We start from the raw sequence: 22344 nt of genomic DNA, 5'->3' as shown, positions 1-22344 counted from the left end.
GCGGGCGGGGCGAACACCATCAACGGGACTGGCGAAGACAATGACGGACGCGGCGGCGGAGACGAAGCGCAAGGGGGGGCCCCGGCGGGTGGCCCTGGTGGTGGCGGCCGGGCGCGGCTACCGGCTGGGCGGGGACCTGCCCAAGCAGTACCTCTCGCTTGGCGGCCGACCGATTCTGCGGCACTGCCTCGCCACCTTCGCCGCGCACCCGGACATCACGGCGGTGCGGGTGGTCATCCACCCGGACGACCGCCCGCTTTACGATCAGGCCGCGCGCGGTCTGGACCTGCTGGAGCCCGTGCCCGGCGGGGCGGAGCGGCAGGATTCGGTCCGGCTGGGGCTGGAGAGTGTGGCCGACCTCGACCCCGATCAGGTGCTGATCCACGACGCCGCCCGGCCCTTCCTGACGCCGGATGTGGTGGACCGCGTCATTGCCGCGCTCGACGCGCACGCCGGCACCATTCCGGCCGTGGCCCAGGCCGACACCCTGAAGCGGGTGGATGCGGACGGCCGCATCTCGGGGACCGTGGACCGCGCGGGCCTGTGGCGGGCGCAGACGCCGCAGGGGTTCCGCTTCCCCGACCTGCTGGCGGCCCACCGCGCCGCCGCCGGCCAGACGCTCACCGACGACGCCGCCGTGCTGGAGGCCGCCGGGGGCGCCGTCTGGATCGTGCCCGGGGCCGAGCGCAACGTGAAGATCACCACGACCGATGACCTGCGCCGCGCCGAACGCCGCTTCCAGGGGCCGGGCGAGACGCGCGTGGGGAGCGGCTTCGACGTCCACGCCTTCGGGCCCGGCGATCACATCGTTCTGGGGGGCATCCGCATTCCCCACGATCAGGGGCTGATGGGCCATTCCGATGCGGACGTGGCCTTGCACACGCTCGCCGATGCCATCTACGGCGCGATCGCCGCCGGCGACATCGGCCGCCACTTTCCGCCCACCGACGACCGCTGGAAGGGCGCGCCCTCGGATGTGTTCCTGCGCCATGCCGGCGCGCTGGTGGACGCCCTGGGCGGCCGCATCGTGCACCTGGATCTGACGGTGATGTGCGAGCGCCCCAAGATCGGTCCGCACCGCGCCGCCATCGCCGGGCGGATCGCCGAGATCCTCGGCCTGGACGGCGGCCGGGTGGCGGTCAAGGCGACCACCACCGAGCGCCTGGGCTTCACCGGCCGCGGCGAGGGCATGGCCGCCCAGGCCACGGCGACGGTGTCACTACCGGGGTGAGGTGGCAGCGACTATCGTTCTGTCTTTTCAATCCCCTGGAGCCGTTTCCCCATCCAGCCACTGAAGAAAACGCGGGTTGCCGCCCTGGATCGGCAGGGCCACGGCGCAGGCGCAGTCATAGGAGTGAAGCGCCTGCACCCGCGCCGACAGGGGCTCCACCAGCTCGCGCCGGGTCTTGGCGAGGAAGGCGACCTCGGTGTCTTCCTGGGTCGCCCCCTCCCATCGGAAGATGGACGTGATCGGCCCCAGCACGTTGACGCAGGCGGCCAGATTCTCCGCCACCAGGGCGTGGCCGATGCGCACGGCTTCCTCGTGGGATCCGGCGGTCATGTAGACGAGACAGTAATCCATTGCACTCCTCCCGGCGGGGTGCCTACCATGCCGACATGAGCGCGCGCCCCTCATCCAGAGCCGCCGGCCCCGCCGAGCCCTCTCCCGCCTCGCCCGGCAGCGTGGGCGCGGGCCCGGTCGCCGTCAAGGGTGCCGCCGCGAAGGGTTCCACCAAGCGCCCCACCAAGGCGCAACGCGCGTGGCTGGCGCGCGGGCTGGAGCAGGCCGGCGGCAAGCTGCCCCTGTTCGACCACAACGGCCGCCGCGTCAGCGCCCGCCTCGTGAAAGCGTGCCTGGACGCCGGCTGGGCCGAACCGTGGTTCGCCAATCCCCTGAAACCGGATTGGCAGGTCTGCAAGCTGACCGAGGCGGGCCGCCGCGTGCTGGGCAGCGCGCCCTAAAAAAGACACCGACCCTGCACAAAAGCCTTGGTGCGCCGGTTCTTCCTATGTTGGAATCGGTTCAGTCTCGATCAGGGAAGGAATGCGCCGATGTTTTCCAAGATTTCGTCCATGCTGGGCGAGGCCACCAATCTGGTCCGCTCCGTCACCAACGTCACCGGGTCCAACGCGATCACGGATGCGATCGACGATGGCCTGTCCACGATGAAGTACAATTCGGACACGGCATCCAGCAACATCGAGGGCACCAAGGGCAACCTTGAGGGGGTCGGCGACGCCGCCGGGCGCCTGTCGGACTCCACCAAGGAATAGGCGCCTCGCCGCCCGGTCAGTGCCGGGCGTACGGGTTCTCGCTCTTGCGCAGGTACAGGCGGACGGGTACGCCCTCGAACCCGAAGGCGTCGCGCATGCCGTTGACGAGATAGCGCACGTAGCTGTCCGGCAGGTCCTCCGGGCGGGAGCAGAACGCCGCGAAGGTGGGCGGCCGGGCCTTCGCCTGGGTCATGTAGCGCAGGCGGATGCGTCGGCCGTGCTTGCCCATGGGCGGCGGATGCTCCTCGGTCGCCGCCAGAAGCCAGCGGTTCAGCCGACCCGTCGAGATGCGCCGGTTCCAGATCGCGTGGGTCTCCAGCACCGTGTCCATCAGGCGATCCAGGTTGCGGCCCGTCAGGCCCGAGATGGTGACGTAGGGAATGCCGCGCACCTGAGCCAGCGAGGTCTGCAGTCGGTCACGCAGGCGCTGCAGGGTTGCACTGCGGTCGGCGGCCGCGTCCCACTTGTTCACGGCCAGCACCAGCGCCCGGCCCTCTTCCACCACCATGCGGGCAATGGTCAGGTCCTGGCGGTCCATGACCATATCGGCGTCCATCATCAGCACGACCACCTCGGCGAGGCGGATGGCGTTGAGGGTGTCGGCGACGGACAGCTTCTCCAGGCTTTCGGTCACGCGGCCCTTGCGGCGCATCCCGGCGGTATCGACCAGCCGGATACGGCGGCCGGCGTGCTCCCAGTCCACCGTGATCGCGTCCCGCGTGACCCCGGCTTCCGGGCCGGTCAACAGCCGGTCCTCGCCCAGCAGGCGGTTGACCAGGGTGGACTTGCCGGTGTTGGGCCGCCCGACGATGGCCAGATTGAGCGGCTTGCCGGGGTCTTCAGGCTCTTCCTCCACGTCGTCGTCGGCCCCGGCGGCGGCGCGCGCCTCCAGATCCTCCGGCAGGGCGTCCCCGTCCCCGACCCTGGCGGCCGCGTCGACATCCAGGCCCTCGGCCGCCCGCCGCTCCTTGAGCGCCGCCTCGTGCGGCAGAAGAGCCTCGTAGAGCATGGCCAGCCCTTCGCCGTGCTCGGCCGACAGCGGCACGGGATCGCCCAGCCCGAGCCCGAAGGATTCGTACAGCCCGGCCTCCCCGGCGCCCCCCTCGCATTTGTTGGCGACCAGGATCACCGGCGTCGGTGATTCCCGCAGCACCTGGGCGAAGTGCGCGTCCATGGGGGTGACCCCGACGCGGGCGTCGATCAGCATCAGCGCGACGTCGGCCTCGGCCAGCGCGCGTTCCGTCTGAAGCCGCATGCGGGTTTCGAGGGCATCGGCGGGCGCCTCCTCCAGGCCGGCCGTGTCCACGATGCGCAGGGGCATGTCACCCAGACGCCCGTCCGCGAAGCGGCGGTCGCGGGTCACCCCGGGCCGATCATGGACGATGGCCAGCCGGCGCCCGGCCAGCCGGTTGAACAGGGTGGACTTGCCCACGTTGGGGCGGCCGATGATGGCGACGGTCAGGGGAGTCATGTCACGGGATCCAGTGGCCGCGCGGTCCGCCGGCGGCTAGCGATAGGCGACGAGATCGCCGCTGTCGGTCAGGATGACCAGGGTGTCACGGGCCAGCACGGGCGGGATGGTCACGCTGCCCGGCGCCTCCACATAGCCCAGCAAGGCGCCGTCGTAGGGCGAGATCGCCAGGATCTCGTCGGTGTTCGACGCCACCACCAGCCGGTCGGAGGCCAGCAGCGGACCCGTCCAGGTCACGGGGCCTTCCTTGTCCTCGGGATCCTCCCACCGCTGCAGCGGCGTGACCCAGAGAATGCTGCCGTCCTTCGCCGAGACGGCGGCCAGATCCGCCTCGCCGGTCATCACGAACAGATAGCGCCCGGCCACCCAGGGCTGCTGGACGCCGCCCAGGTCGGCCTGCCAGATGCGCTCGCCCGTGGCCAGGTCGATGGCCGTCATCAGCCCGCTGTGCCCCACCACATAAACCCGGTTGCCGGCCATGACCGGCCGCGCCCGGATGTCGCGCAGGTTGCCCGCCGCATCGGTGCGCCGCACGGTGGTCACCGAGTCCTGCCACAGCACGGCCCCGGTCTCGACCCGCAGCGCGAACAGCTCGCCGGTAGAGTAGGCTACGATCACGGCCCCCTGATCCACGGCGGGAGCCGGCGCGCCGAGCAGACTCGCCACCTCCTCCGCCCCCGCGTGGGTCCAGAGCTTCTGGCCGTTCTGGGCGGCAAGCGCGATGGTCTGGTTGTCCACCGTGACCACGAACACGCGTCCGCTGTTCAGGGTGGGCGCGGCGCGCACGGGAACGCCCACATCCTCGCGCCAGATCTCCTGGCCGTTGGCGGCGTCGAGCGCGATCACCTTGCCGAACCCGGTGGTGACGTAGAGCCGCTCGTTGGCGCCATAGGCGATGCCGCCGCCCAGAAGGTAGCCGTCGTCTTCCTCGCGGTCCGGGTCCGGCAGCTCACGCGCCCACAGGCGCGCGCCGTTGGCCAGGTCGTAGGCTCGCACCTCGGCATCGGCGTCGATGGTGTAGATGCGCCCGCCCCCGATCACGGGCTCCGACAGCAGGGCGTCGCGTGACCCCGCACCGGCCCCGATATCAGTGCGCCAGACCTGTTGCGGCGCATCGCCCAGCGACATATGGTGCATGGCGTGATTGGCATAGCCGCCGGCCATGGGCCAGTCGTCGTTGGGCTCGGGCGCCGGCAGGAGAATTTCCTCGGCGCCGCCGGTCACGTCCGCCGACAGGCGCGCCTCGCGCTCCAGCACGCTGATGCGCTGCCCCGGCAGCGGGTCCTGGGTCTCCGCCCCCAACCAGCCGAAGGTATCGCATCCGGCCAGCACGCCGGCGCAGGCGGCGATGGCCAGGGCGGCCCGGATGCCTCGGTTCCGACGGACGCGCATGGTCAGCCCTCGTCCCCACCCAGCATGGCCAGGAACTCGGTCGCGCGCGACCGCACGCCCGGGGGCGCGTCGCGCTCATCCACAAGGGCGGCAAAGGTCTCGCGGGCCTCGGCCGTGCGGCCTTCCTTCATGTCCAGGGTCGCCATCAGTTCACGCGCCAGGAAGCGCCATGGGCTGTCGTCGGCGGTCAGAGGCGACAGGCGCCCGCGCACGGAGGTCGGATCCTCCACCTCCATGGCATGCAGCGCGGCCAGCAGCGAGGCCAGATGACGCAGCGGCGTCGGTTCGCCGCCGTCCGAGGCCAGCGCGTCATAGGCCGCGATGGCCCCGGCGGTGTCGCCCTCGTCGGCAAGCTGGTTGGCCCGCTGCAGGCGGGCGAGCGGTGCATAGCCCGTCTCGCCATTTTCGGCGAGAGCCTCCAGCGCGGGGCCGCCCACGCCGGGCCCGGAGACCGCGTTGAAGTACCGTTCGGCCTCGTCCGCGCGGACCGAGGCCTGCCACGCCGTCCAGCCCTGGAAGCCCGCCACGATGGCAACCACCATCACGGCGGCGCCGACGATGTAGCCGCCGTACTGCTTCCACAGCTTCTGCATCTGTTCCGCACGAAGGTCTTCGTCCACCTCGCGGAACAGGGCTTCCTCTGCGGGGTCCACGGTGCCCCGGTCGTCCCCGCCCTGGCCGGCGTCGGGGGCGGTTCCGCCCTTGCGGGTCTCCTTCTCTGGGCGCCTCGGCGTCTTCGCCACGGTCATCTCCTCACGACGGACACAAGCGCGGGCAGGCCCGTCCGAAGCCCGCCCAGCATGGGCCGCACACCATACTGACGGCGCGCGGCGAAGGCAACGCGAGAGCGCGGGCCGCGACCGTCCGTGCGCCGAGGTCGATCAGGCCGCCTTCCACTTGATCGAGCAGCCCATGGACGGGGTCTGGTCGCGGGGACCCTGCCCGGTGTCGGCGACCGCGCTCATGGCGCCGAACAGCTCGCGGCGGGCGTCGGGAGCGGCCGGCTGCTTGCCGGACGAGTCCAGGCGGCCCCGGTACTGCAGCCCAAGACCGGCATCGAAGCCGAAGAAGTCGGGCGTGCAGACGGCGTCGTAGGCCTTGGCCACGGCCTGGCTCTCGTCATGCAGATAGGGGAAGCGGAACCCATGCTGCGCGGCGAACGCCTTCATGTTCTCGAACGAGTCATCCGGGTACTGCACCGGATCGTTGGAGCAGATGGCCGCCACGCCCACCCCCTGGTCCATCAGCGCGTGCGCATCCCGCACCAGGCGGTCGATCACCGCCTTCACGTAGGGACAATGGTTGCAGATGAACACGATCAGCGTGCCCTTGGGGCCGCGCACATCCGAAAGGGACCATGTCCGGCCGTCCACGCCGGGCAGGGAGAAATCCGGGGCGGGCCAGCCGAAATCGCAGATCGGAGTATGAACGGCCATGGGTCTGTCGAGCCTCCAGTGGTGAACGGCGGGGGATCGGGATTCAACGATCGTTAACCGGGGTGGACGTAGGGTTGGGAGACGGTGTGTGCAATACGGGCACAGGCCAAGAACTGGCCGCGCGGGGTGCAGAATGGAACACAGGATGACGGCGCGACCCTCGCGACCGACCGGCGCGGCCCGGGTGGCCGCCATGATCGTCGGGCTGGCGGCCCTGACCGGATGCGGAACCGTCTTTGACGTCGCCGGGCACCCGGTGGTCGGCACGCTGGGCGCGGCCAACCTCGCGACTGTCGTCACCACCGACAAGACGATCCCCGACCACGTGGTTTCGCTGGCCACCGGCCACGATTGCTCGCTGGTCCGCTACAGCACGGGCGGCTACTACTGCGTCCAGCCCCTGCCCGCCAACGAGCCGGTGGAAACCCGCCTGTACTGCTATCGCTCCATCGGCAAGATCACCTGCTACGACCGGGAGGTCCCGGGCGAGGCCCCGCGCCTCGTGACCGATCCGCGCCATGTGGTCAGCTCGCGCACCCTGGCCGGTCCTATGGTCGGTCCCCTGCCCGGCCAGCGTTGAGCGCGCCGACACCGCGCCCCGCCGGAGGCGACGACCCGGGCGGGTCCTGTCCGTCGCCGATCTGAAAGACACCGTCGTTTTTTGGGTCGACAGCCCCGGCGACTCGACAGAGAATACCGTCCGGCCCAGGCAGGGCGCCGACGGCGCGCCCCATCCGCCCGGCCGGGTCGGAGACGCGGCGGCGGCCCGACCGGCGGCTTCGGACACGGGAAACACAGGATCGTCCATGTCGAAGATTGTCCGGTTCCTCGAATACAGGCGCGGCGCCCCCTTCGTCCATTTCACGCGGTCCGAAATGAATTCCCTGCTGTCCCTGTACAGCCGGCACGTCATGCGTGGGGAGTGGCGGGATTACGCCATCGACCAGAGCGACGGCATGGCCCGCTTCGCGGTCTTCCGCAGCAGTTTCGAGCGGCCTCTGTTCATCATCTCCAAGCAGATCAAGGGCCAGGCCAAGGCCGGCAACGTGGCGGCGGGCGGGGCGACCACCGCCGTCTATCAGTTCACGGTGACGAGCGGGCGCGAGAAGGTGGCGCAGGGCGCCAGCCTGCTGGAGGTCATGCCGGTGTTCGATCAGCCGGCCCGCCTGTTGCGAGGGTCGTCGTGAGCGAGCCTTCCCCGAACGCGCGGCTGGCGGCCGCCCTGCTGCCTTTGCTGCGCGCCGCCCTGGGCGGTGTGCAGACCCGGCGCGGCGAAGGCGGCGTGATCGGCCTCTACCTTCAGGGCACCCTGTTCGGGCTGATCCAGGACCAGACCCTGCTGTTCCGCGTCGATGCGCGCACCCGCGCGGCGTATGACGCCGCCGAGACCCCGGACGCCGCGGACGCCGCGGACGAAGAGTCCGCGGACGGCACCGACGCGTCCGCGTCCCTGTTCGAGCCCCCGGGCGGCGGCCCCATGACGACGGCCGGGTTCCGCCGCGTGCCCCCCTTCGTGCTCGACGACGAGGACACCCTGACGGACTGGGGCAAGGCGGCGTGGGAGGCCGCCAAGCGGGGTCGCGCCGCGACCGCAGCCCTTTGATCCGGGACCGATCAGGGCGATGAGCGATCACCCGGCGCCTGTCCTGGAGACTGGTCCCGCTGACGGCCCTCGCCTACTGCTGGCGCACGGCGCGGGCGCGCCCATGGACTCCGACTGGATGGCGGCCGTGGCCGGGGGCCTGGCCGACGCCGGTGTGCGGGTGATCCGGTTCGAGTTCCCGTACATGGCCAGACGCCGCGACGACGGGCGCCGCCGCCCGCCGGACCGCGAACCGATCCTGCTGGACACATGGCGCGCTCTGATCGCCGCCCACGGGCCCGCGGACCGGCTGGTGATCGGCGGCAAGTCCATGGGCGGACGCATGGCCTCGCTCATCGCCGATGCCGAGGGCGTGCGCGGGCTGGTCTGCCTGGGGTACCCGTTCCACCCCCCGGGCAAGCCGGACCGCCTGCGCACCGCGCACCTGGAGGGGCTGCGCACCCCCACGCTGATCTGCCAGGGCACCCGCGATACGCTGGGGGGACGGACGACGGTGGAGGCTGTCGCCCTGTCGGCCTCGATCCGCCTGTGCTGGCTGGAGGACGGCGACCACGGCTTCAAGCCGCGCAAGGCCTCCGGCCACACCGAGGCCGCGCATCTGGCGACCGCCGTGGCCGAGACGGCGGCCTTCGTCCATGCGCTGGCCGGGCAGGGACTGGGGTCGTGAGTGTCTCCCCCGCCTTTCGCGCCCACGTGGTGGACCTTCTGGACCGCGCCATCGGCGCGGTGGAGGATCGCCGCATGTTCGCCGGCGTCGGCCTGTTCCGGGACGGGCTGATGATCGCGATTCTGTACGACGAGACGTTCTACCTGCGCACCGATGCGCAAACGCGCCCCGCGTTCGAGGACGCGGGCCTGGAGCCCTTCACGCCGCACAGCGACACCCGGCGACAGGTCATGCCCTATCACCGGGCGCCCGACGCGGCCCTGGAGGACCCGGAGGCCCTGCGCCCCTGGGCCGAAGAGGCGCTCGCCGCCGCGCGCCGGGCGGCCACGAAGCGGCCCGCCAAAGGGTCCACCCGCCGGACCAAGCCCGCCGCGCCATGACCCTGCGCAAGCGCTCCATCACGATCGCCGGCCACGCCACCAGTGTGTCGCTGGAGGAACCGTTCTGGGACGCCCTGCGGGAGATCGCCGCCCGCGACGGCCGCACCGTCGCCGATCTGGTCACGGCCGTGGACACCGCCCGCACAACGCAAACCGACGGCGCGCCGGGGAACCTGTCCAGCGCGCTCAGGGTCTACGTGCTGGCGCACTATCAGGCCCGCTGCGCCGCGCCGTCGGCGGAGTGAGGCTCAACGGCTGCGCCGCTCGCCACGTGTTTCGCGTCATCCTGAGCCGCTGAAAGCGGCAAAGGATCTCGGGCGGAGGAGTTTGTCTGGGCCGGCCCACACATACCCTGGCCCGAGACCCTTCGGTCGCTCCGCTCCCTCAGGGTGACACTTCCCCTTTCTGATTGTGGCCCTTCTTGATTGTGGCGCCCGTTCTGATGGTCAATGCATCGTGCTGTCGGGATGAGGGTCACCAGCTTCCGGTCCACCCAGCAGGGTGTCGATGACCCGGCGCGGCAGCAACAGGTCCTCCAGCGCGTCCCGGCACCGCTCGGCGAACCGATCCGGCTCCAGATCGGAGGCCCCCAGATTGAAGAAGTCGCCCTTCTGCCGGACCGCCAGATAGAAGTGCCGCCCCTCGAACGCGGCGGCCAGATAGCCCTTGGCCCCCTGGTGGGCGTCCCGCAGGTCCAGCAGCGTGCGGCCGAAGCCGGGGGACAGCGCCGCCTGGGCCGCCGGCCGATCATCGGTATAGACCTCGTAGACCTCCTCCACCTCCGGATCCGGGAACTCCAGTCGCTCCAGCGACGACACCCCGGTGAAGGTGTCCCGCATCCAGCCCAGGACCGCCCCCTGCTCGCGCAGGAACAGGATTTTCGGCATCGGGTTGGGCGTGTCTATGCGCATCAGCAGACCCTTGAACACCGTCCGGGTGCTGCGGTTCTTGCCGCCACTGCGGTACTGAAGGTGCGCCTCGACCATGCGATAGCGGACCCCGCGCCATGCCCCCTCGAGCCCGTCCTGCACCGTGACCCGGTTGAACGACCCCACCAGCCGCAGGGCGCGGAACGTATCGGGGCTCAGGAACCCGCGATCCACGCCGTGGCGGAAATGGTCGATGCCCATGAAGTCGCACACGACGGGGCCGATCGCCTCGGCGATCTCGCCGTCGAACGCGGCCCGCTGCTTCCTCTGGAGCGCCCGCGTCACCACGACGGCGGCGACGATGATGCCGACGGTCGCGATCAACGGCCCCATGAAGGATTCACTGGCCGTATACATCCATAGCGCGATGATGACGCCGGCCGCGATGGACCCCGCGGCCAGTGCCGTCAGCCCTGATTTCTGCGCCAGACTCTTTCGCTTTTCCTGGCGACTCTCCACAACCGGAAGGATACGATCCTGGAAGACCTGAGAGAATCCGCACTCGTGCGGCGCCTGTTCCTCGAAGCCAGACATGGTCAGTCCCCTCCCCTTCGCGCCGTCCCGTCCGCCGTCCCGTCCGCCGCCCCCTCAGGCCCAGCGTTCCAGCAGGTCGAACAACGGCAGCCACTCCTCGCGGTGGCCCTGGGCCCGTGCCCCACCCGTCTCGAACAGCGACAGCCCATCGGCCACCGCGTTGGCGTACTGCTGGGTATCGCGCAGACGCGCCGCGACCGGGAAGGACAGCTCGGTCAGGAAGCCTTCCAGACGGTCGGCGGCGCGCGTGCGCGCCCGCACCCGATTGGCGACGAAGGCCACCTCGCGGCGGTTCTTGCGCACCGGCTTGAGCTTCATGAGCTGCTTGAGGAAGCGCACGGTGCCGTCCTCGTCGAAGGTGGAGGGCAGCACGGGCACGACGATCACGTCCGCCTGCTGCACCACGTCCTTGACCGTGGCCTTGGCCATGGCCGCCGGGCAGTCCACCACCAGGCGGTCGATCCCCTTCGGCAGGCGCCCGTCCTCCACGTCCAGGTCCACGGCGCGAATGGCCGGCAGCGACTCCGGACGGCGGCCGAGCCAGCCCCGCGCACTCTGCTGGCGGTCGAGGTCGGCCAGTCCGGTCCGGAAGTTCCGGCCGGCGAAGTGGGCGGCGATGTGGGTGGCCACGGTGGTCTTTCCGCACCCGCCCTTGCTGTTGGCGACGGCGACGATGTACATGCGATGATCCTAGTCCATGCGCGGAACCAGGAGAACCGCGAACGCGCGCGAATCAATCCGCCTCGACGCGGGCGCGCGCCGCCTCGAACGCGGCCGCCGCCGCCGGACCGAGCGCGGGACGGAACCGCAGGCGCGACCAGCCGCCGTCGGTCTCCAGAACGCGGGTCATCCAGGCCCGGTGCTCCGGATCGAGCGCCCCCCAGGCGCCCGGCACGGGCGGCACCCCACCCGACCCCGCACACCAGGCGGCCATCAGCTCGGGCGCGGCCAGGGCCGCCATCAGCCGGCGGGCGGCATCCGGCTGCGCGGCCGTGGCGGGGATCGCCAGCCCGTCCAGCCAGGCCACGCTGCCCTCCGACGGTACACGCGCCGCCAGCGGTTCGGCCCAGCGCTCGGCCTCCGCCCGTCGCGCCAGCCCGTCCCACGCCAGCCCCGCCGCGTCTTCAGTCCCGCGCAGCACCGCCAGGAACGAGGCCGCCCCGGTCCAGAGATCCTTGACCTGGGCGCGGTAGGGCTTGAGGGCTTCGCGCACCTCCCGAAACAGCAGCGCCGCCGCCGCCTTGTCTTTCGCCGCCGCCGCCAGACGGGTCCGCTCGGGATCGACCAGGGCGAGGCCCATCCAGACGGCCGCCACCGGCTCCAGGGTCACGCGCCCTTTCAGGTCCGGGGCCAGCAGCGCCGCCCAGGACGGCGGCGTCGGCGCCAGCAGGCCGGCATCCTTGATGCCGACGCCGGCCGCAAACAGGACATCGAACCCCACACCGACGGGGGCAAGCCACAGGCGCCCGTCCTCGTCCTCGTCCTCGTTCTCGTCCCAGCCGCCCTGCCCGGCCAGGGCCGCGCCCACGACATCGGGCAGCGCCTCCACCAAGCCAGAGCCCGGCCCGATCGCCTGCAGCAGGCCATCCGCGCGCCACGCCGCCACGTCCTCCAGCCCCAGCACGACCACGTCGAAGGGCGCGGACGCGGCATCCGCCTTGACGCGGGCCAGCGCCTCGGCCGGGCCGGGCACCGTGGTCACATCCAGCGTCAGACCGTGCAGGTCGCGCAGAGGCGCGCGCAGGGCCTCCGGCCACTGTCCGTCGTACCCGATGACCCGCAGCGGCGCGGCGGGCGAACCCCATGGGTCCACGAGCGGTGCCCCGGGGACAGGACGGGCGAACGCGGTCCCACCCACGGCCACGGCCCCGGCCAGCAGCGCCCGGCGGGAGGGACCGGCGGCCGCCGGTCTCATTCCACCCCGGCCCAGTTGACGGCGCGGATCAGGCCGCGCACGGACCTGAACACCAGGAGCACAAGCGCCGCCGCCATGGGAATGACCCCCAGGAACAGAACGAACCAGAGCGGAATACCGATCAGCATGAGCAGCACATAGATCCAGAAGGTCCGGATGGCCTCGTCGAAATGCGACCGCCACGGGTCCGGCGCCTCCGCCCGGCTGGCGTAGGCCAGCACCACGCCGATCACCAAGGTCAGGAACGGCAGCGGAATCGACAGCAGGTAAAGGGCATGCATGATGATGACCATGACCCGCGCGGCGCGGTCCCGTTCCGAGGGGACATGCGGCAACGACGGCGACGGCATGGGGGCGGGCTCCTTGACTGGCGCGTGAAACGGATCGGGACGGCGGGGTCGTGCGTCCGGCTGGCCGGAGTGTATCCAAAGCCGGAACGGGCGCACACCCCGATCAGGGCTGCGGATGACGGACGCAGAGCAGGGCCGTCAGATCGTCGCTGAAAGGACGCGCCACGCGCGACAGGAAGGGACCCAGCACCGCGTCGAGCGTGACGTCATGGCCCTGCGCCCGGACCGCGTCGCGGAGCAGGGCCGCCACCCCGTCGCGGCCCAGGGGCGGGCCGTCCTCCGGCTGGCACTCCAGCAGCGCATCACTGTACAGCAGCAGGACCTGCCCGGGCCGGAACGGCATGTCGCGCGTGTCATAGGCCCCACCGCCGCCGTCCACGCCCAGGGGCAGCCCGGTGCCATCGCCGGCGATCACCGTGCCCGTGGCGGGGTCGGCGAGCAGCGGAGCCGGCGCCGCCGCCGCCGCATAGCGGAACACATGCGCCGCCGTGTCCACCACGCCATAAAGCGCCGTTGCATACTGCGCGGTGGCCAGGAGGCCGGACAGCCGCCGGTTCCACGCCGCCAGATATCCGCCGGGATCGTGCCTGTGGTCGGCCACGCCGGGAAGCAGCGAGTGAAGACGGAACGTGTTCAGCGCCGCCGAAATGCCGTGGCCGGAAAAGTCCAGGGTCCAGAGTCCGAAACTGCTGTCGTCGATGGGGTGGACGCCGAACAGGTCGCCCCCCAACTCCGAAGAGGTCTCGAAATGGCTGGCGAAGCGCAGACCGTGCCGCGCCTCCAGGCTGTGCAGCACGGCCATGTCCGGCAGCAGATCCTGCTGCATGCGGCGGGCCGCCTCCAGGTCCTCGGTCAGGCGGGCGCGATAGGATTCCAGGTCCTCCCGCGTGTCCCGCAGATCCTGCTGGACGGAGGCCAGGCGCCGATGATCGGGGGCCGACATGCGGAAGCCGGCCGCATCCGACGCCGGCAGTTCGACTACGGTCGTCGCCGGCCGGTCCGGCAGGTCCTCATCCTTCACGACGGTCGCCACCACTTCGTTGCCGCGCCCGCGATACTCGACGGTGTCGAAACTGATGCTGCGCGCCAGCGCGATGCCGCGCCCGTGGGCATCGAACACCCGCTGGGCGTCCATTTCCAGGAACCGGCGCCAGTCGAACCCCTCGCCCTCATCGGTGATGGTCAGCACGATGCGGTCCGGCCGGTTCTCGAACAAGACCTCCACCATCCGGTCCCGATAGGCGGGATCGTCCAGGCGCGCCGCAACCTCGGCCTCCAGGGCCTTGCGCGCCAGAAGCTCCGACTTCTCGGCGTAGGTGATCCCCAGGTTGCCGTGCTCGACGGCATTGGTCATCAGCTCGGACAGGCCGATGACCTGCCGGCGCGGGTCCGGCATGGTCGCCGCCAGGGCCACGGCCATGTCCCCGGCCTCCGCCAGGGTGCGAAACCGGAACCGTCCCGAGTCCAGGTGGCGCAGCGCCGCCGCCTGCCGGTCCACCCCCTGCTTCAGGCGCCGGTAGCGGGCATGGTCGGCGACGGCCGCCGCCGTGACCGACATGAGGATTTCGGGCTGGAACGGCTTGGTGAGGTAGTAGAAGACGCCGGCGCGAATGCCGTCAATGATCTCCTGCTGGCTGTCGGCCGCCGTCTGCATGACGACCGGCAGCCCCTGCAGGTCGGGCGACGCCTTGATGCGCGCCAGCACCTCCATGCCGTCCATGCGAGGCATCCGGCGGTCCAGCAGCACCACGTCGATGTCGCCGCCGTCCCGTTCCAGGATGGCCCAGGCCTCGTCACCGTCGGTGGCGGTCACGGTCTCGTAGCCGAGAGCGCGGAGGTACCCCTCCAGCAGATCCCGGTTCAGTTGATTGTCGTCAACCACAAGGCCGCGCGGCGGGCGGGGCATGTCGCGCGCTCCTCCTGTTCCGCGGCGTCCGCCTGGATGGAGTCGGGTCCGGCCGCGCCGTCTAGCGCGAGGCGGCCTTGGCGCCGGCTTCGATCCGGAACAGGGTATCGAATCGCGAGAGTTGCAGCATGTCGCGCACAGCCCCTTCGGGATTCCGCAGCCGCACCGACGTGCCCTGCGCCTGGGCGCGCTCCCGCAGCGTGAGCAGCAGCCCCAACCCTGCCGAGTCCATGTACTGGAGCCCGGCGAAATCCACGACCACCTCCCGCGGCTTGCCGGAAAGGGCGCGGGTCAGAACGGTTTCGAACGCCGCCCGGTCGGAATCCACCAGTCGTTCGCTCAAATGCAACACCGTCGCGGTGTCCTCGGTGGTGATGTCGTAGTGCACGATCCAGACCTCTCCTGCGGCGTCGAGCAATCGGCGGCGGCCCTCCGAACATGGGCCGACGCGTCAGTGTCCCCTGGGGCCACCTCCCAGAATATACGTTTGCAGCGCGGCGGCAATCGTCGGCGCAACGTCGAGGAGAAAATGGGTCGAGGCGTGGGTCTGGGCGACCACACGACCCTCGATCGCGCCCACTCGCGGCAACTCCAGGGTCAGGACCTCACCGCGTTCAATCCCTTCCGCGCGCGCCATCGTCCCGACGCCCGACAGCGACAGCGACCGCAACGCACACCGACGCGACGCGCCCCCGGCCGTCCGGACCGTCACCTCCACGTCCATCCGGTGCGGTTGCATGGCCCTGGCATCGCCGTCGGCGCCGGCCCGCATGATGGTGGCGAGCGTGGACTGCATGTCGTTGACGCAGGTCCGCACCTCTTGCGCCGTCTCGCGCACGGTGCGGGCCTGCTGCCCCGTCGTTTCGCTGCTGGACGTGACCGCCCCGATGTTGTCCGTGGACTCCACGGTGCCCCGCGACGCCTCCTGGGCGTTGTGGCTGATCGCGCCGGTCGCGGCGGTCTGCTCCTCCACGGCGGCGGAGATGGCGGCCGAGGTCTCGCTCAAAGTCTCGATCACGGTGCCGATGCCGCTGATGGCGGTGACCGCCTCGTGCGTGGCCGACTGGATCTCGCCGATCTGCTGCGCGATGTCCTCGGTCGCCTTGGATGCCTGGTTGGCCAGCGTCTTGACCTCGTTGGCGACCACGGCGAAGCCCTTGCCGGCCTCGCCGGCGCGGGCCGCCTCGATGGTGGCATTCAGGGCGAGAAGATTGGTCTGGTTGGCGATGTCCCGGATCAGGTCCACGATCTTGCCGATGGCGTCGGCCGCCTCGGCCAGCCCGCCGATGCGGGCGTTGGTCGTCGCCGTCTGCTCCACGGCCTGTCGCGCCAGGTCGGCCGCGCCCACGGCCTGGGTGCTGATTTCGGCGATGGAATGCGAGAGCTGCTCCGACGCCGCCGCGACCGCATCCACGTTGGCGGAGGCCCCGCGCGAGGAGGTGGCAGCCGCCTCGGCCATGCGTTCGGTCTCCGACACCGACGAAACCATCCCCTCCGCCGCGTCGTGCATGGCGCCGGACCGGGTGAGGACCTGCTCCATGGCGAGCGAGACCTCCTCCTCCAGGGCATGGGTCAGCGCCTGCATCTCGTTGCGGACACGGGCGGCGTTCCGTTCCTGCTCGGCCGCCTGGGCCGCCTGCAGGCGTTCGACCTTGCGGGCGTTGTCCTCGAACACCTGCACCGCCGCGGCCATCTCGCCGATCTCGTCCTTGCGGTCTGTGTCCGGGATGGTGACCTCGGTGCTGCCGCCGGCCAGCGCGGTCATGGCCGCGCGCAGGTGGGCCAGCGGCCGGGTCAGGCTGCGGATGATGACCAGCGCGAGACCGGCTGCCGCGACCAGCACCCCCGCCGCCACGGCGAACAGACGCCACGCGGCATTCCAGACGGCCGCATCCACGTCGCTGACATAAACCCCGGTGCCGATCATCCAGTCCCAGGGCGCGAAGGGGGCGGCCCAGGACACCTTGGGTTCGGGCGTTTCGGAACCGGCGCGCGGGAACCAGTACTCGACGGTGCCGCCGCCCTTGCGGGCGGCCTCGATCAGGGCCGCGATGATCGGCTTGCCGTTGGCGTCCTTCAGGTCGAGCTTGTTGGTTCCCTCCCACTCGGGACGCGGACCCATCACCTGCCCGACGCCCTCGAAGTCATAGACGAACACGTACTCGGCGCCGTTCTCGTATCGAATGTCCCGCAGGGCATCGCGCGCCCGCACCCGGGCCTCCGCCTCCGTCATCTCGCCCGCCTCGGCCCGGGCGTGGAACCCGGCCGTGACCGCGCCGGCCGCCTCCACCAGCGCGCGCACCTTGCCGATCCGTTCCTCCATCACCTCGGCCCGGATGAGCGTGACCGACACCCAGGACAGAATGACCATGCCAACGGCGGCGATGAGGGTCGGCAGCCAGATCTTGACGCCGATCTTGATGTTCTTCAGTCGCATGTCGTGTCCAACCGTCTCGTTTTCCTTGGCGCCGACCCGGCGGTTGCGCGACCGTCGGCCGAGTCCCCTCCCCGCCCAGCCATCGGCATCGCCATCGCATCACGTCGAGAGTAAGACCACTTCGTGACACTCGCCAAACAACGCGTCAATACACCATGTCCGGTGATCTCGCGGCTCAAATACATGTTTGAGGGTCAACATGAAGCCTGTAAATGGAAGTCAAGGACCGTGTGGCTGCATTAAGTTGCGGGCCGACCCGGCCCGGATTGCGCTCACAGACCATCAGGGCGCACGCCAAGGGCGCGCCCGAGCATACCATGCCGCCATGACAGCACGAAGCCTGCGGTTATGGTGGTGCCTGAAAACGAACGGGAGAGGTCAATACCCCTGGGTGGTCTGGGGATGGGCGGGGGCGGCCGGGCGATCAAAACGCATCTAGACGGACGCCGTCACCGTCGCCGCCCCGATGGCCGGGGCGATGAACTCCGGCCACAGGCCGCTTTCCGTGAAGCGCCGCGTTGCGTCCTGTCCGGCCAGCAGGCCGCTTTCCACGAGAAGGCACCGCAGCCCGGCCCCCCGTGCCCCGAGGATGTCGGTATGGGGACTGTCGCCCACCATGAGCAGCCGCTCGGCCGGAACGCCCGGGAACGCGGCCTTGAGGCGATCATAGATCGGGGGAAAGGGTTTGCCGAGGAACCGCACGGCCACGCCGTGATCGCGCGCGGCGGCGAGCCCCAGCGCCCCGGGCTCGATGGTGCAGGCCCCGTCGTAGGGGCAGGTCACGTCCGGGTTCGGGATCACGAGCGGACGCGGCCGGCGCGCCATGATCTGACCGAACACCGCCAGATCGGCGCGAGACCAGTGGAAGCAGTCCACCAGAACAAAACCGTCCAGACTGTCCCACGCGGCCGGGTCCGTGCCGGCCAGATCCTCCATCACCGACAGATCCGGGAACCGCGCCACGATGGCGTCCGGATGGATCGCGACCACGCCCCACCCGGCCCCGCCGCCGATGGCGGCGATCGCTTCGGGCAGCAGGTCCCGGCCCGACACCACCTCGTCGGCCCGGATGTCAAGCCCGCGCCGCCGCAGCCCGGCGGCGACCCCGGCGGGCTCATGGGTGACGTCGTTGGTCAGGATCCGGATGGGCAGCCCACGCCGCCGCACGTCCTCGATGGCCTGCGCCGCCCCGGGCACCACGTCCGAGCCTGTGTGCAGGACCCCATAGGCATCGAGCACCACGGCCGCAATCGCCTCGCGGTCCAGGACGTCGGCAAGGTCCGCCACCCGGCGGGGCGTGACCGGCGGCGGGGACGGCGGCAAAAGGGAACCCGCGCCCAGATACGCGCTCCAGGCGGTTTCGAACGCTTGCGTGAGCATGGAAGGGTCGGTCCGGTGTGGGGTCGGGGAACGGGTCAGCGATAGGCCGTCCGCTGCACGAAGGACTGGATGAGGCCCGTGGGCCACGGCATGGGATCATAGGCCCTTTGCAGCCGGGCGACATCCACGCCCTTGCCCGGCCCCAGCACGGCAACGGACCGCTCCGGCCCGTCGGCGCCGCTGACCAGGATGCGCCCTTCCGTGGCCACCACGCGGGTGAGCATCGGCGACACCTCGATCACTGCATGGCCGTACTGGGTGTTCACATGCGCGGTGTCGGTTTCCACCGTCACGCCGTCCACCGGCGTATCGGGCGAGAACTCGACCCGGACGATGCCGGCGCGCACCCGGACCATGCTGCGCCAGCCGTAGGACGACGCCGTGTTGGCGGCGATCTGCATGTCAGAGGTCGCACCGGCGGTCACCACCACGCCGCTGTCCAGCCGCACGGTGGCCCGCGCGCCCTCGCCCGTCACCACATGGTCGCCGTGGTAGATCGCCATGCCGGTTTGAAGGGTGCGGACGCCGTTTTCGTTCGTCAGGCTGGCCCGCCCGCTGAATGCCGACACGAACCCGGCCGGGTCCTGGGCCGTCTGCGCCCCGGCCGGCAGCGCCACACCGAGCCCGCCGGCCATCAGGGCCGCGAGGCCCAGTCCACACCCGGCGGCCCGCAGCATTTGCCGCCGCCGCCACCCCGCCCGATCGCTCATTGCCCTGTCTCCCGCCTGTCGAAATGGCTGCCGGGCGCCCGGACGGGCATCCGGGCGCTTCCGACAGTCTCCCTCAGGCGGCGGACGGGTTCCAGTCCTTTCGCAACAGGGCGATAGAGTTGGTTCAATCGTCTGTCAAAACCGGATAGACGCCGTTCTCGTCGTGGACCTCGCGGCCGGTCAGCGGCGGGGTGAAGACGCAGACCATGCGCATGTCCTCGGAACCGCCGCGCAGCTTGTGGCGCTCGTGCCCGTTCAGGACATACAGCATGCCGTCGCTGATGGGATGCACCGCGCCGGTCTCCAGGTCCTCGATCTCACCGTTGCCGGCCACGCAGTACACGGCCTCCAGGTGGTTGGCGTAGTGGATGAAGGTCTCGGTGCCGGCCTTGATGACCGTGTCATGGAACGAGAACCCGCAGCCATCCTTGCGCACCAGGAACCGGCGGCTGACCCAGTTGCCGCCGTCCACCTCGGCGCCCGTGCCAACCAGATCCTTCAAATGCTTGATAATCATTGTTTTTGTAATCCCTCTGTCAGGTCGTCGAATACCCAAAAAAAGAACCCCGCCCGCGCCCTGACAAGGGTCATGCGGGCAGGGTCCCCGGAGTCGGACTCAGGCCGTCAGGCGGCGGCGGGCTGATCCTTGGCGATGCGCTCCGCCACGGTGTCCACGGCCTTCGCCATCACATCCAGCCCCTGGCGCAGCGCCGCCTCGGGGATGGTGAGCGGCGGCAGCAGTTTGGCCACCTCGGAGGCCGGCCCCGAGGTCTCCATGATGACGCCGCCCTTGAACGCCTCGGCGCACACCGCGTTGGCCGCGCCCTCGGCACCCAGGCCGAGGCCGCGCATCAGGCCGCGCCCACGCACATCCGGCTTCAGGTCGGGATGCTTGGCGGCCATCGCCTCCAGCGCCTCCTGCACGATCTCGCCCTTGCGCAGCACGTCCTGGGTCAGGGTGTCGTCCTCCCAGAAGCGCAGGGCTTCGGTGGCGGTGACGAACGCCATGGAGTTGCCGCGGAAGGTGCCGTTGTGCTCGCCCGGGCCGAACAGGTCCATGTCCGGGCGCACCAGCACCAGGGCCATGGGCAGGCCGTAGCCGCTGAGCGACTTGGACAGGCAGATGATGTCCGGCTTGATGCCGGCCGGCTCGAAGCTGAAGAACGGGCCGGTCCGGCCGCAGCCGGCCTGGATGTCGTCCACGATCAGCGGCAGATCCCAGCGGGCGCAAAGATCATTCAGCCGCTTCAGCCAGCCGAAGGACGCGGCGTTGATGCCGCCCTCGCCCTGCACCGTCTCGACGATCACGCCCGCCGGCAGGTCCATGCCGGAGCCGCCGTTCTCCAGCATCCGCTCCAGGTAGGACAGGCTGTCGAAGCCTTCGTCCAGGAAGTCGGCGAACGGCATGAACACCGTGTTGTCCAGCGGCAGGCCGGCGCCGCCCCGCTTGAAGCTGTTGCCGGTGACCGCCAGCGAGCCCAGCGTCATGCCGTGGAAGGCATTGGTGAAGCTGACGATCTTTTCGCGGCCGGTGACCTTGCGGGCCAGCTTCAGCGCGGTCTCCACGGCATTGGTGCCGGTCGGGCCAGGGAACAGAACCCGATGCTCCAGCCCGCGCGGGGCGAGCAGCACCTCGTGGAAGCGCTCCAGGAAGCGGGCCTTGGCCGTGGTGCCCATGTCGAGCGCGTGGGCGATGCCGTCGCCGGAGATGTACTCAAGCAGCGCGGCCTTCATGCCGTCGTCGTTGTGCCCGTAGTTGAGCGCACCGGCGCCCGCAAAAAAATCGATGTACTCGCGCCCGCTTTCACTGCGGACGAGATGGCCCTTGGCGGTCGTGAAGACGTCGGGGAAGGACCGCACATAGCTGCGAACGGCCGACTCGTGACGCTCGAACACGTCCAGGGTGGGGGAAGTCATAATGTTGTCTCGCACCTGTTGGCGAAAAAGATGAATGAGGTGGGCCGTGCCGCGCGGCCGGGCGCCGGGATCAGGCCGCTTTCGCCTGGCGCAGCGGGCCGACTCGGAACAGGTGTTCGGCCTCGAACCCAGAGTCGGCCTCGGCCGGCGGCGGGAACGCGCTCTCCTCGAACAGGGGCGCCACCTCGCAGGTCACGCCATGCCGGCGGGCGATGCCCTGGAACAGGCGGGCCGACGGCTCGTTGGACGGAGTCACCGTCGCTTCCAGCCAGCGGGCCTGACCCTTCAGCGGGGCGTTCCACAGCAGATGCTCGATCATGCGGGAGGCAAGGCCCTGGCCACGCACCCGTTCGGTGGTCGTGACCTGCCAGACGAACAGGGCGTTCGGCCGGGCCGGCGGCGCGAACCCGACCACGGAGCCCACCGGCTCCCCGTCCAGTTCCGCAAGCACGCAGGTCTCGGGGAAGAAATGCCCCATCATCATGTAGGCGTAGGGCGAATTCAGGTCCAGCTTGCCGCTGTCGCGGGCCAGCGTCCAGATGGTGGCGCCGTCGTCCCCGGTGGGGCGGCGCAGCGTGACGGCCGGACCCTTCGGGGTCGGCGTTTCCGGGGCATTCCTCCGGATGGGGGAGACGGATGCGTCTGTCATCGTTCCCTCGTTCCCTGTTCTGTCGAGCGATGAAGCGGTCCGCTTGGTGACGACGCGGCCGGCTCAGCCAGCCACCGTGTCAGTAAAATGACAGCCGCCGCCATTATTCGCGTCAGCGTGTCGCCCGCCTGTCGCAGCGGCGGGCCGGACCGTGCATCCCCGGGGTCGCTGGTCCCGGGGACAATGTCGGGGCGCCACTGCCCAGATCGTCGTGGATGGCGGCGCGTCGGTGATGAGGAGAATACGCCTGGTTCATCAGTTGTCAACCCCCGGACCCCAAACGTTCCCAAGGTTCATTAATAATAATGGCTCAAATAGCGTTCGCTATGCATTCCCGGATTTGGTATCATGAAGGATACCGAACGCGGGAGGCGGGCATGGATCGGGACACGTT

The 22344-nt window shown here is 70.3% G+C and carries 26 protein-coding genes; 9 read left to right on the top strand and 17 right to left on the bottom strand.

All coding sequences use genetic code 11. The annotated features are described in order from the left end of the window. The first annotated feature begins 40 nt into the window (after positions 1-40). Positions 41-1231 carry a bifunctional 2-C-methyl-D-erythritol 4-phosphate cytidylyltransferase/2-C-methyl-D-erythritol 2,4-cyclodiphosphate synthase gene (locus tag GHC57_RS13825; protein ID WP_153345241.1) on the top strand — a complete coding sequence of 397 codons (1191 nt, stop codon included), beginning with the start codon at positions 41-43 and terminating at the stop codon, positions 1229-1231. Between the two features lie 27 nt (positions 1232-1258). Here GHC57_RS13825 and cutA read toward each other — a convergent pair whose 3' ends face one another. After that, a complete protein-coding gene (gene cutA / locus GHC57_RS13820; protein ID WP_153345239.1) occupies positions 1259-1582 on the bottom strand; it encodes a divalent-cation tolerance protein CutA in 324 nt (107 codons plus the stop codon). 35 nt (positions 1583-1617) lie between these two features. Here cutA and GHC57_RS13815 point away from each other — a divergent pair, with 35 nt between their 5' ends. Beyond that, on the top strand, positions 1618-1962 hold the full coding sequence (locus GHC57_RS13815; protein ID WP_425500679.1) for a hypothetical protein: 345 nt from the start codon (positions 1618-1620) through the stop codon (positions 1960-1962). Positions 1963-2052: 90 nt separating this feature from the next. Then, positions 2053-2274 carry a hypothetical protein gene (locus tag GHC57_RS13810; protein WP_153345237.1) on the top strand — a complete coding sequence of 74 codons (222 nt, stop codon included), beginning with the start codon at positions 2053-2055 and terminating at the stop codon, positions 2272-2274. A 16-nt stretch (positions 2275-2290) separates the two neighbouring features. Here the strand turns inward: GHC57_RS13810 and der are convergent, their stop codons facing one another. The 4 genes from der to GHC57_RS13790 all read right to left on the bottom strand — a co-directional run bounded on the left by der (position 2291) and on the right by GHC57_RS13790 (position 6573). Then, a complete protein-coding gene (gene der / locus GHC57_RS13805; RefSeq protein ID WP_153345235.1) occupies positions 2291-3745 on the bottom strand; it encodes a ribosome biogenesis GTPase Der in 1455 nt (484 codons plus the stop codon). A gap of 36 nt (positions 3746-3781) precedes the next feature. After that, the gene (locus GHC57_RS13800; protein WP_153345233.1) at positions 3782-5137 is read right to left on the bottom strand and encodes an outer membrane protein assembly factor BamB family protein; all 1356 of its coding nucleotides are present in this window, start codon (positions 5135-5137) and stop codon (positions 3782-3784) included. A 2-nt stretch (positions 5138-5139) separates the two neighbouring features. Continuing rightward, positions 5140-5880 carry a tetratricopeptide repeat protein gene (locus tag GHC57_RS13795; protein ID WP_170294882.1) on the bottom strand — a complete coding sequence of 247 codons (741 nt, stop codon included), beginning with the start codon at positions 5878-5880 and terminating at the stop codon, positions 5140-5142. A gap of 138 nt (positions 5881-6018) precedes the next feature. Then, positions 6019-6573, bottom strand: coding sequence for a thioredoxin family protein (locus GHC57_RS13790; protein WP_153345229.1), 555 nt, complete (start codon positions 6571-6573; stop codon positions 6019-6021). Between the two features lie 145 nt (positions 6574-6718). Here GHC57_RS13790 and GHC57_RS13785 point away from each other — a divergent pair, with 145 nt between their 5' ends. The 6 genes from GHC57_RS13785 (at position 6719) to GHC57_RS13760 (ending at position 9468) form a co-directional block, all read left to right on the top strand. Further along, complete coding sequence (locus tag GHC57_RS13785; RefSeq protein ID WP_153345227.1) at positions 6719-7153, top strand: hypothetical protein; 435 nt, start codon at positions 6719-6721, stop codon at positions 7151-7153. Positions 7154-7379: 226 nt separating this feature from the next. Next, on the top strand, positions 7380-7760 hold the full coding sequence (locus GHC57_RS19365; RefSeq protein WP_170294881.1) for a DUF2794 domain-containing protein: 381 nt from the start codon (positions 7380-7382) through the stop codon (positions 7758-7760). Next, positions 7757-8176: a TfoX/Sxy family protein gene (locus GHC57_RS13775; protein ID WP_343031178.1), complete on the top strand. Its 420-nt coding sequence runs from the start codon at positions 7757-7759 to the stop codon at positions 8174-8176. The genes GHC57_RS19365 and GHC57_RS13775 overlap by 4 nt, the downstream gene beginning before the upstream one ends. A gap of 19 nt (positions 8177-8195) precedes the next feature. Further along, a complete protein-coding gene (locus tag GHC57_RS13770; RefSeq protein ID WP_153345223.1) occupies positions 8196-8843 on the top strand; it encodes an alpha/beta family hydrolase in 648 nt (215 codons plus the stop codon). Then, complete coding sequence (locus GHC57_RS13765; protein ID WP_153345221.1) at positions 8840-9223, top strand: TfoX/Sxy family protein; 384 nt, start codon at positions 8840-8842, stop codon at positions 9221-9223. Before GHC57_RS13770 ends, GHC57_RS13765 begins: the two co-directional genes overlap by 4 nt. After that, positions 9220-9468: a ribbon-helix-helix domain-containing protein gene (locus GHC57_RS13760; protein WP_153345219.1), complete on the top strand. Its 249-nt coding sequence runs from the start codon at positions 9220-9222 to the stop codon at positions 9466-9468. Before GHC57_RS13765 ends, GHC57_RS13760 begins: the two co-directional genes overlap by 4 nt. A 201-nt stretch (positions 9469-9669) precedes the next feature. Here the strand turns inward: GHC57_RS13760 and GHC57_RS13755 are convergent, their stop codons facing one another. The 12 genes from GHC57_RS13755 to ectA all read right to left on the bottom strand — a co-directional run bounded on the left by GHC57_RS13755 (position 9670) and on the right by ectA (position 21950). After that, entirely contained in the window at positions 9670-10686 is a 1017-nt protein-coding gene (locus GHC57_RS13755) for a DUF3137 domain-containing protein (protein ID WP_153345217.1), read from the bottom strand. Positions 10687-10740: 54 nt separating this feature from the next. Then, positions 10741-11367: a ParA family protein gene (locus tag GHC57_RS13750; protein ID WP_153345215.1), complete on the bottom strand. Its 627-nt coding sequence runs from the start codon at positions 11365-11367 to the stop codon at positions 10741-10743. A 52-nt stretch (positions 11368-11419) separates the two neighbouring features. Continuing rightward, positions 11420-12601: an extracellular solute-binding protein gene (locus tag GHC57_RS13745; RefSeq protein ID WP_153345213.1), complete on the bottom strand. Its 1182-nt coding sequence runs from the start codon at positions 12599-12601 to the stop codon at positions 11420-11422. Next, positions 12598-12951: a DUF4870 family protein gene (locus GHC57_RS13740; protein ID WP_153345211.1), complete on the bottom strand. Its 354-nt coding sequence runs from the start codon at positions 12949-12951 to the stop codon at positions 12598-12600. The genes GHC57_RS13745 and GHC57_RS13740 overlap by 4 nt, the downstream gene beginning before the upstream one ends. A 103-nt stretch (positions 12952-13054) precedes the next feature. After that, complete coding sequence (locus GHC57_RS13735) at positions 13055-14857, bottom strand: SpoIIE family protein phosphatase (protein ID WP_153345209.1); 1803 nt, start codon at positions 14855-14857, stop codon at positions 13055-13057. Between the two features lie 61 nt (positions 14858-14918). After that, complete coding sequence (locus tag GHC57_RS13730; RefSeq protein WP_170294880.1) at positions 14919-15245, bottom strand: anti-sigma factor antagonist; 327 nt, start codon at positions 15243-15245, stop codon at positions 14919-14921. Between the two features lie 63 nt (positions 15246-15308). Further along, positions 15309-17294, bottom strand: coding sequence for a methyl-accepting chemotaxis protein (locus tag GHC57_RS13725; protein WP_153345205.1), 1986 nt, complete (start codon positions 17292-17294; stop codon positions 15309-15311). Between the two features lie 435 nt (positions 17295-17729). Further along, positions 17730-18674 (bottom strand): HAD-IIA family hydrolase, encoded by a 945-nt coding sequence (locus GHC57_RS13720; protein ID WP_153345202.1) that lies wholly within the window; start codon positions 18672-18674, stop codon positions 17730-17732. Positions 18675-18709: 35 nt separating this feature from the next. Next, positions 18710-19384, bottom strand: a complete 675-nt coding sequence (locus tag GHC57_RS13715; RefSeq protein ID WP_153345200.1) for a FecR family protein — start codon at positions 19382-19384, stop codon at positions 18710-18712. A gap of 124 nt (positions 19385-19508) precedes the next feature. Then, the gene (locus GHC57_RS13710) at positions 19509-19901 is read right to left on the bottom strand and encodes an ectoine synthase (protein ID WP_153345198.1); all 393 of its coding nucleotides are present in this window, start codon (positions 19899-19901) and stop codon (positions 19509-19511) included. A 107-nt stretch (positions 19902-20008) separates the two neighbouring features. Continuing rightward, positions 20009-21301, bottom strand: a complete 1293-nt coding sequence (gene ectB, locus GHC57_RS13705; protein ID WP_153345196.1) for a diaminobutyrate--2-oxoglutarate transaminase — start codon at positions 21299-21301, stop codon at positions 20009-20011. Between the two features lie 70 nt (positions 21302-21371). Next, the gene (ectA, locus tag GHC57_RS13700) at positions 21372-21950 is read right to left on the bottom strand and encodes a diaminobutyrate acetyltransferase (protein WP_153345194.1); all 579 of its coding nucleotides are present in this window, start codon (positions 21948-21950) and stop codon (positions 21372-21374) included. Positions 21951-22344 lie beyond the last annotated feature (394 nt).

The organism is Roseospira navarrensis, assembly GCF_009601025.1.
GTDB classification, from domain to species: Bacteria; Pseudomonadota; Alphaproteobacteria; order Rhodospirillales; family Rhodospirillaceae; genus Rhodospira; species Rhodospira navarrensis.
Note: the sequence above shows the minus strand (reverse complement) of the source record. Positions and strands in the feature narration are given on the sequence as shown.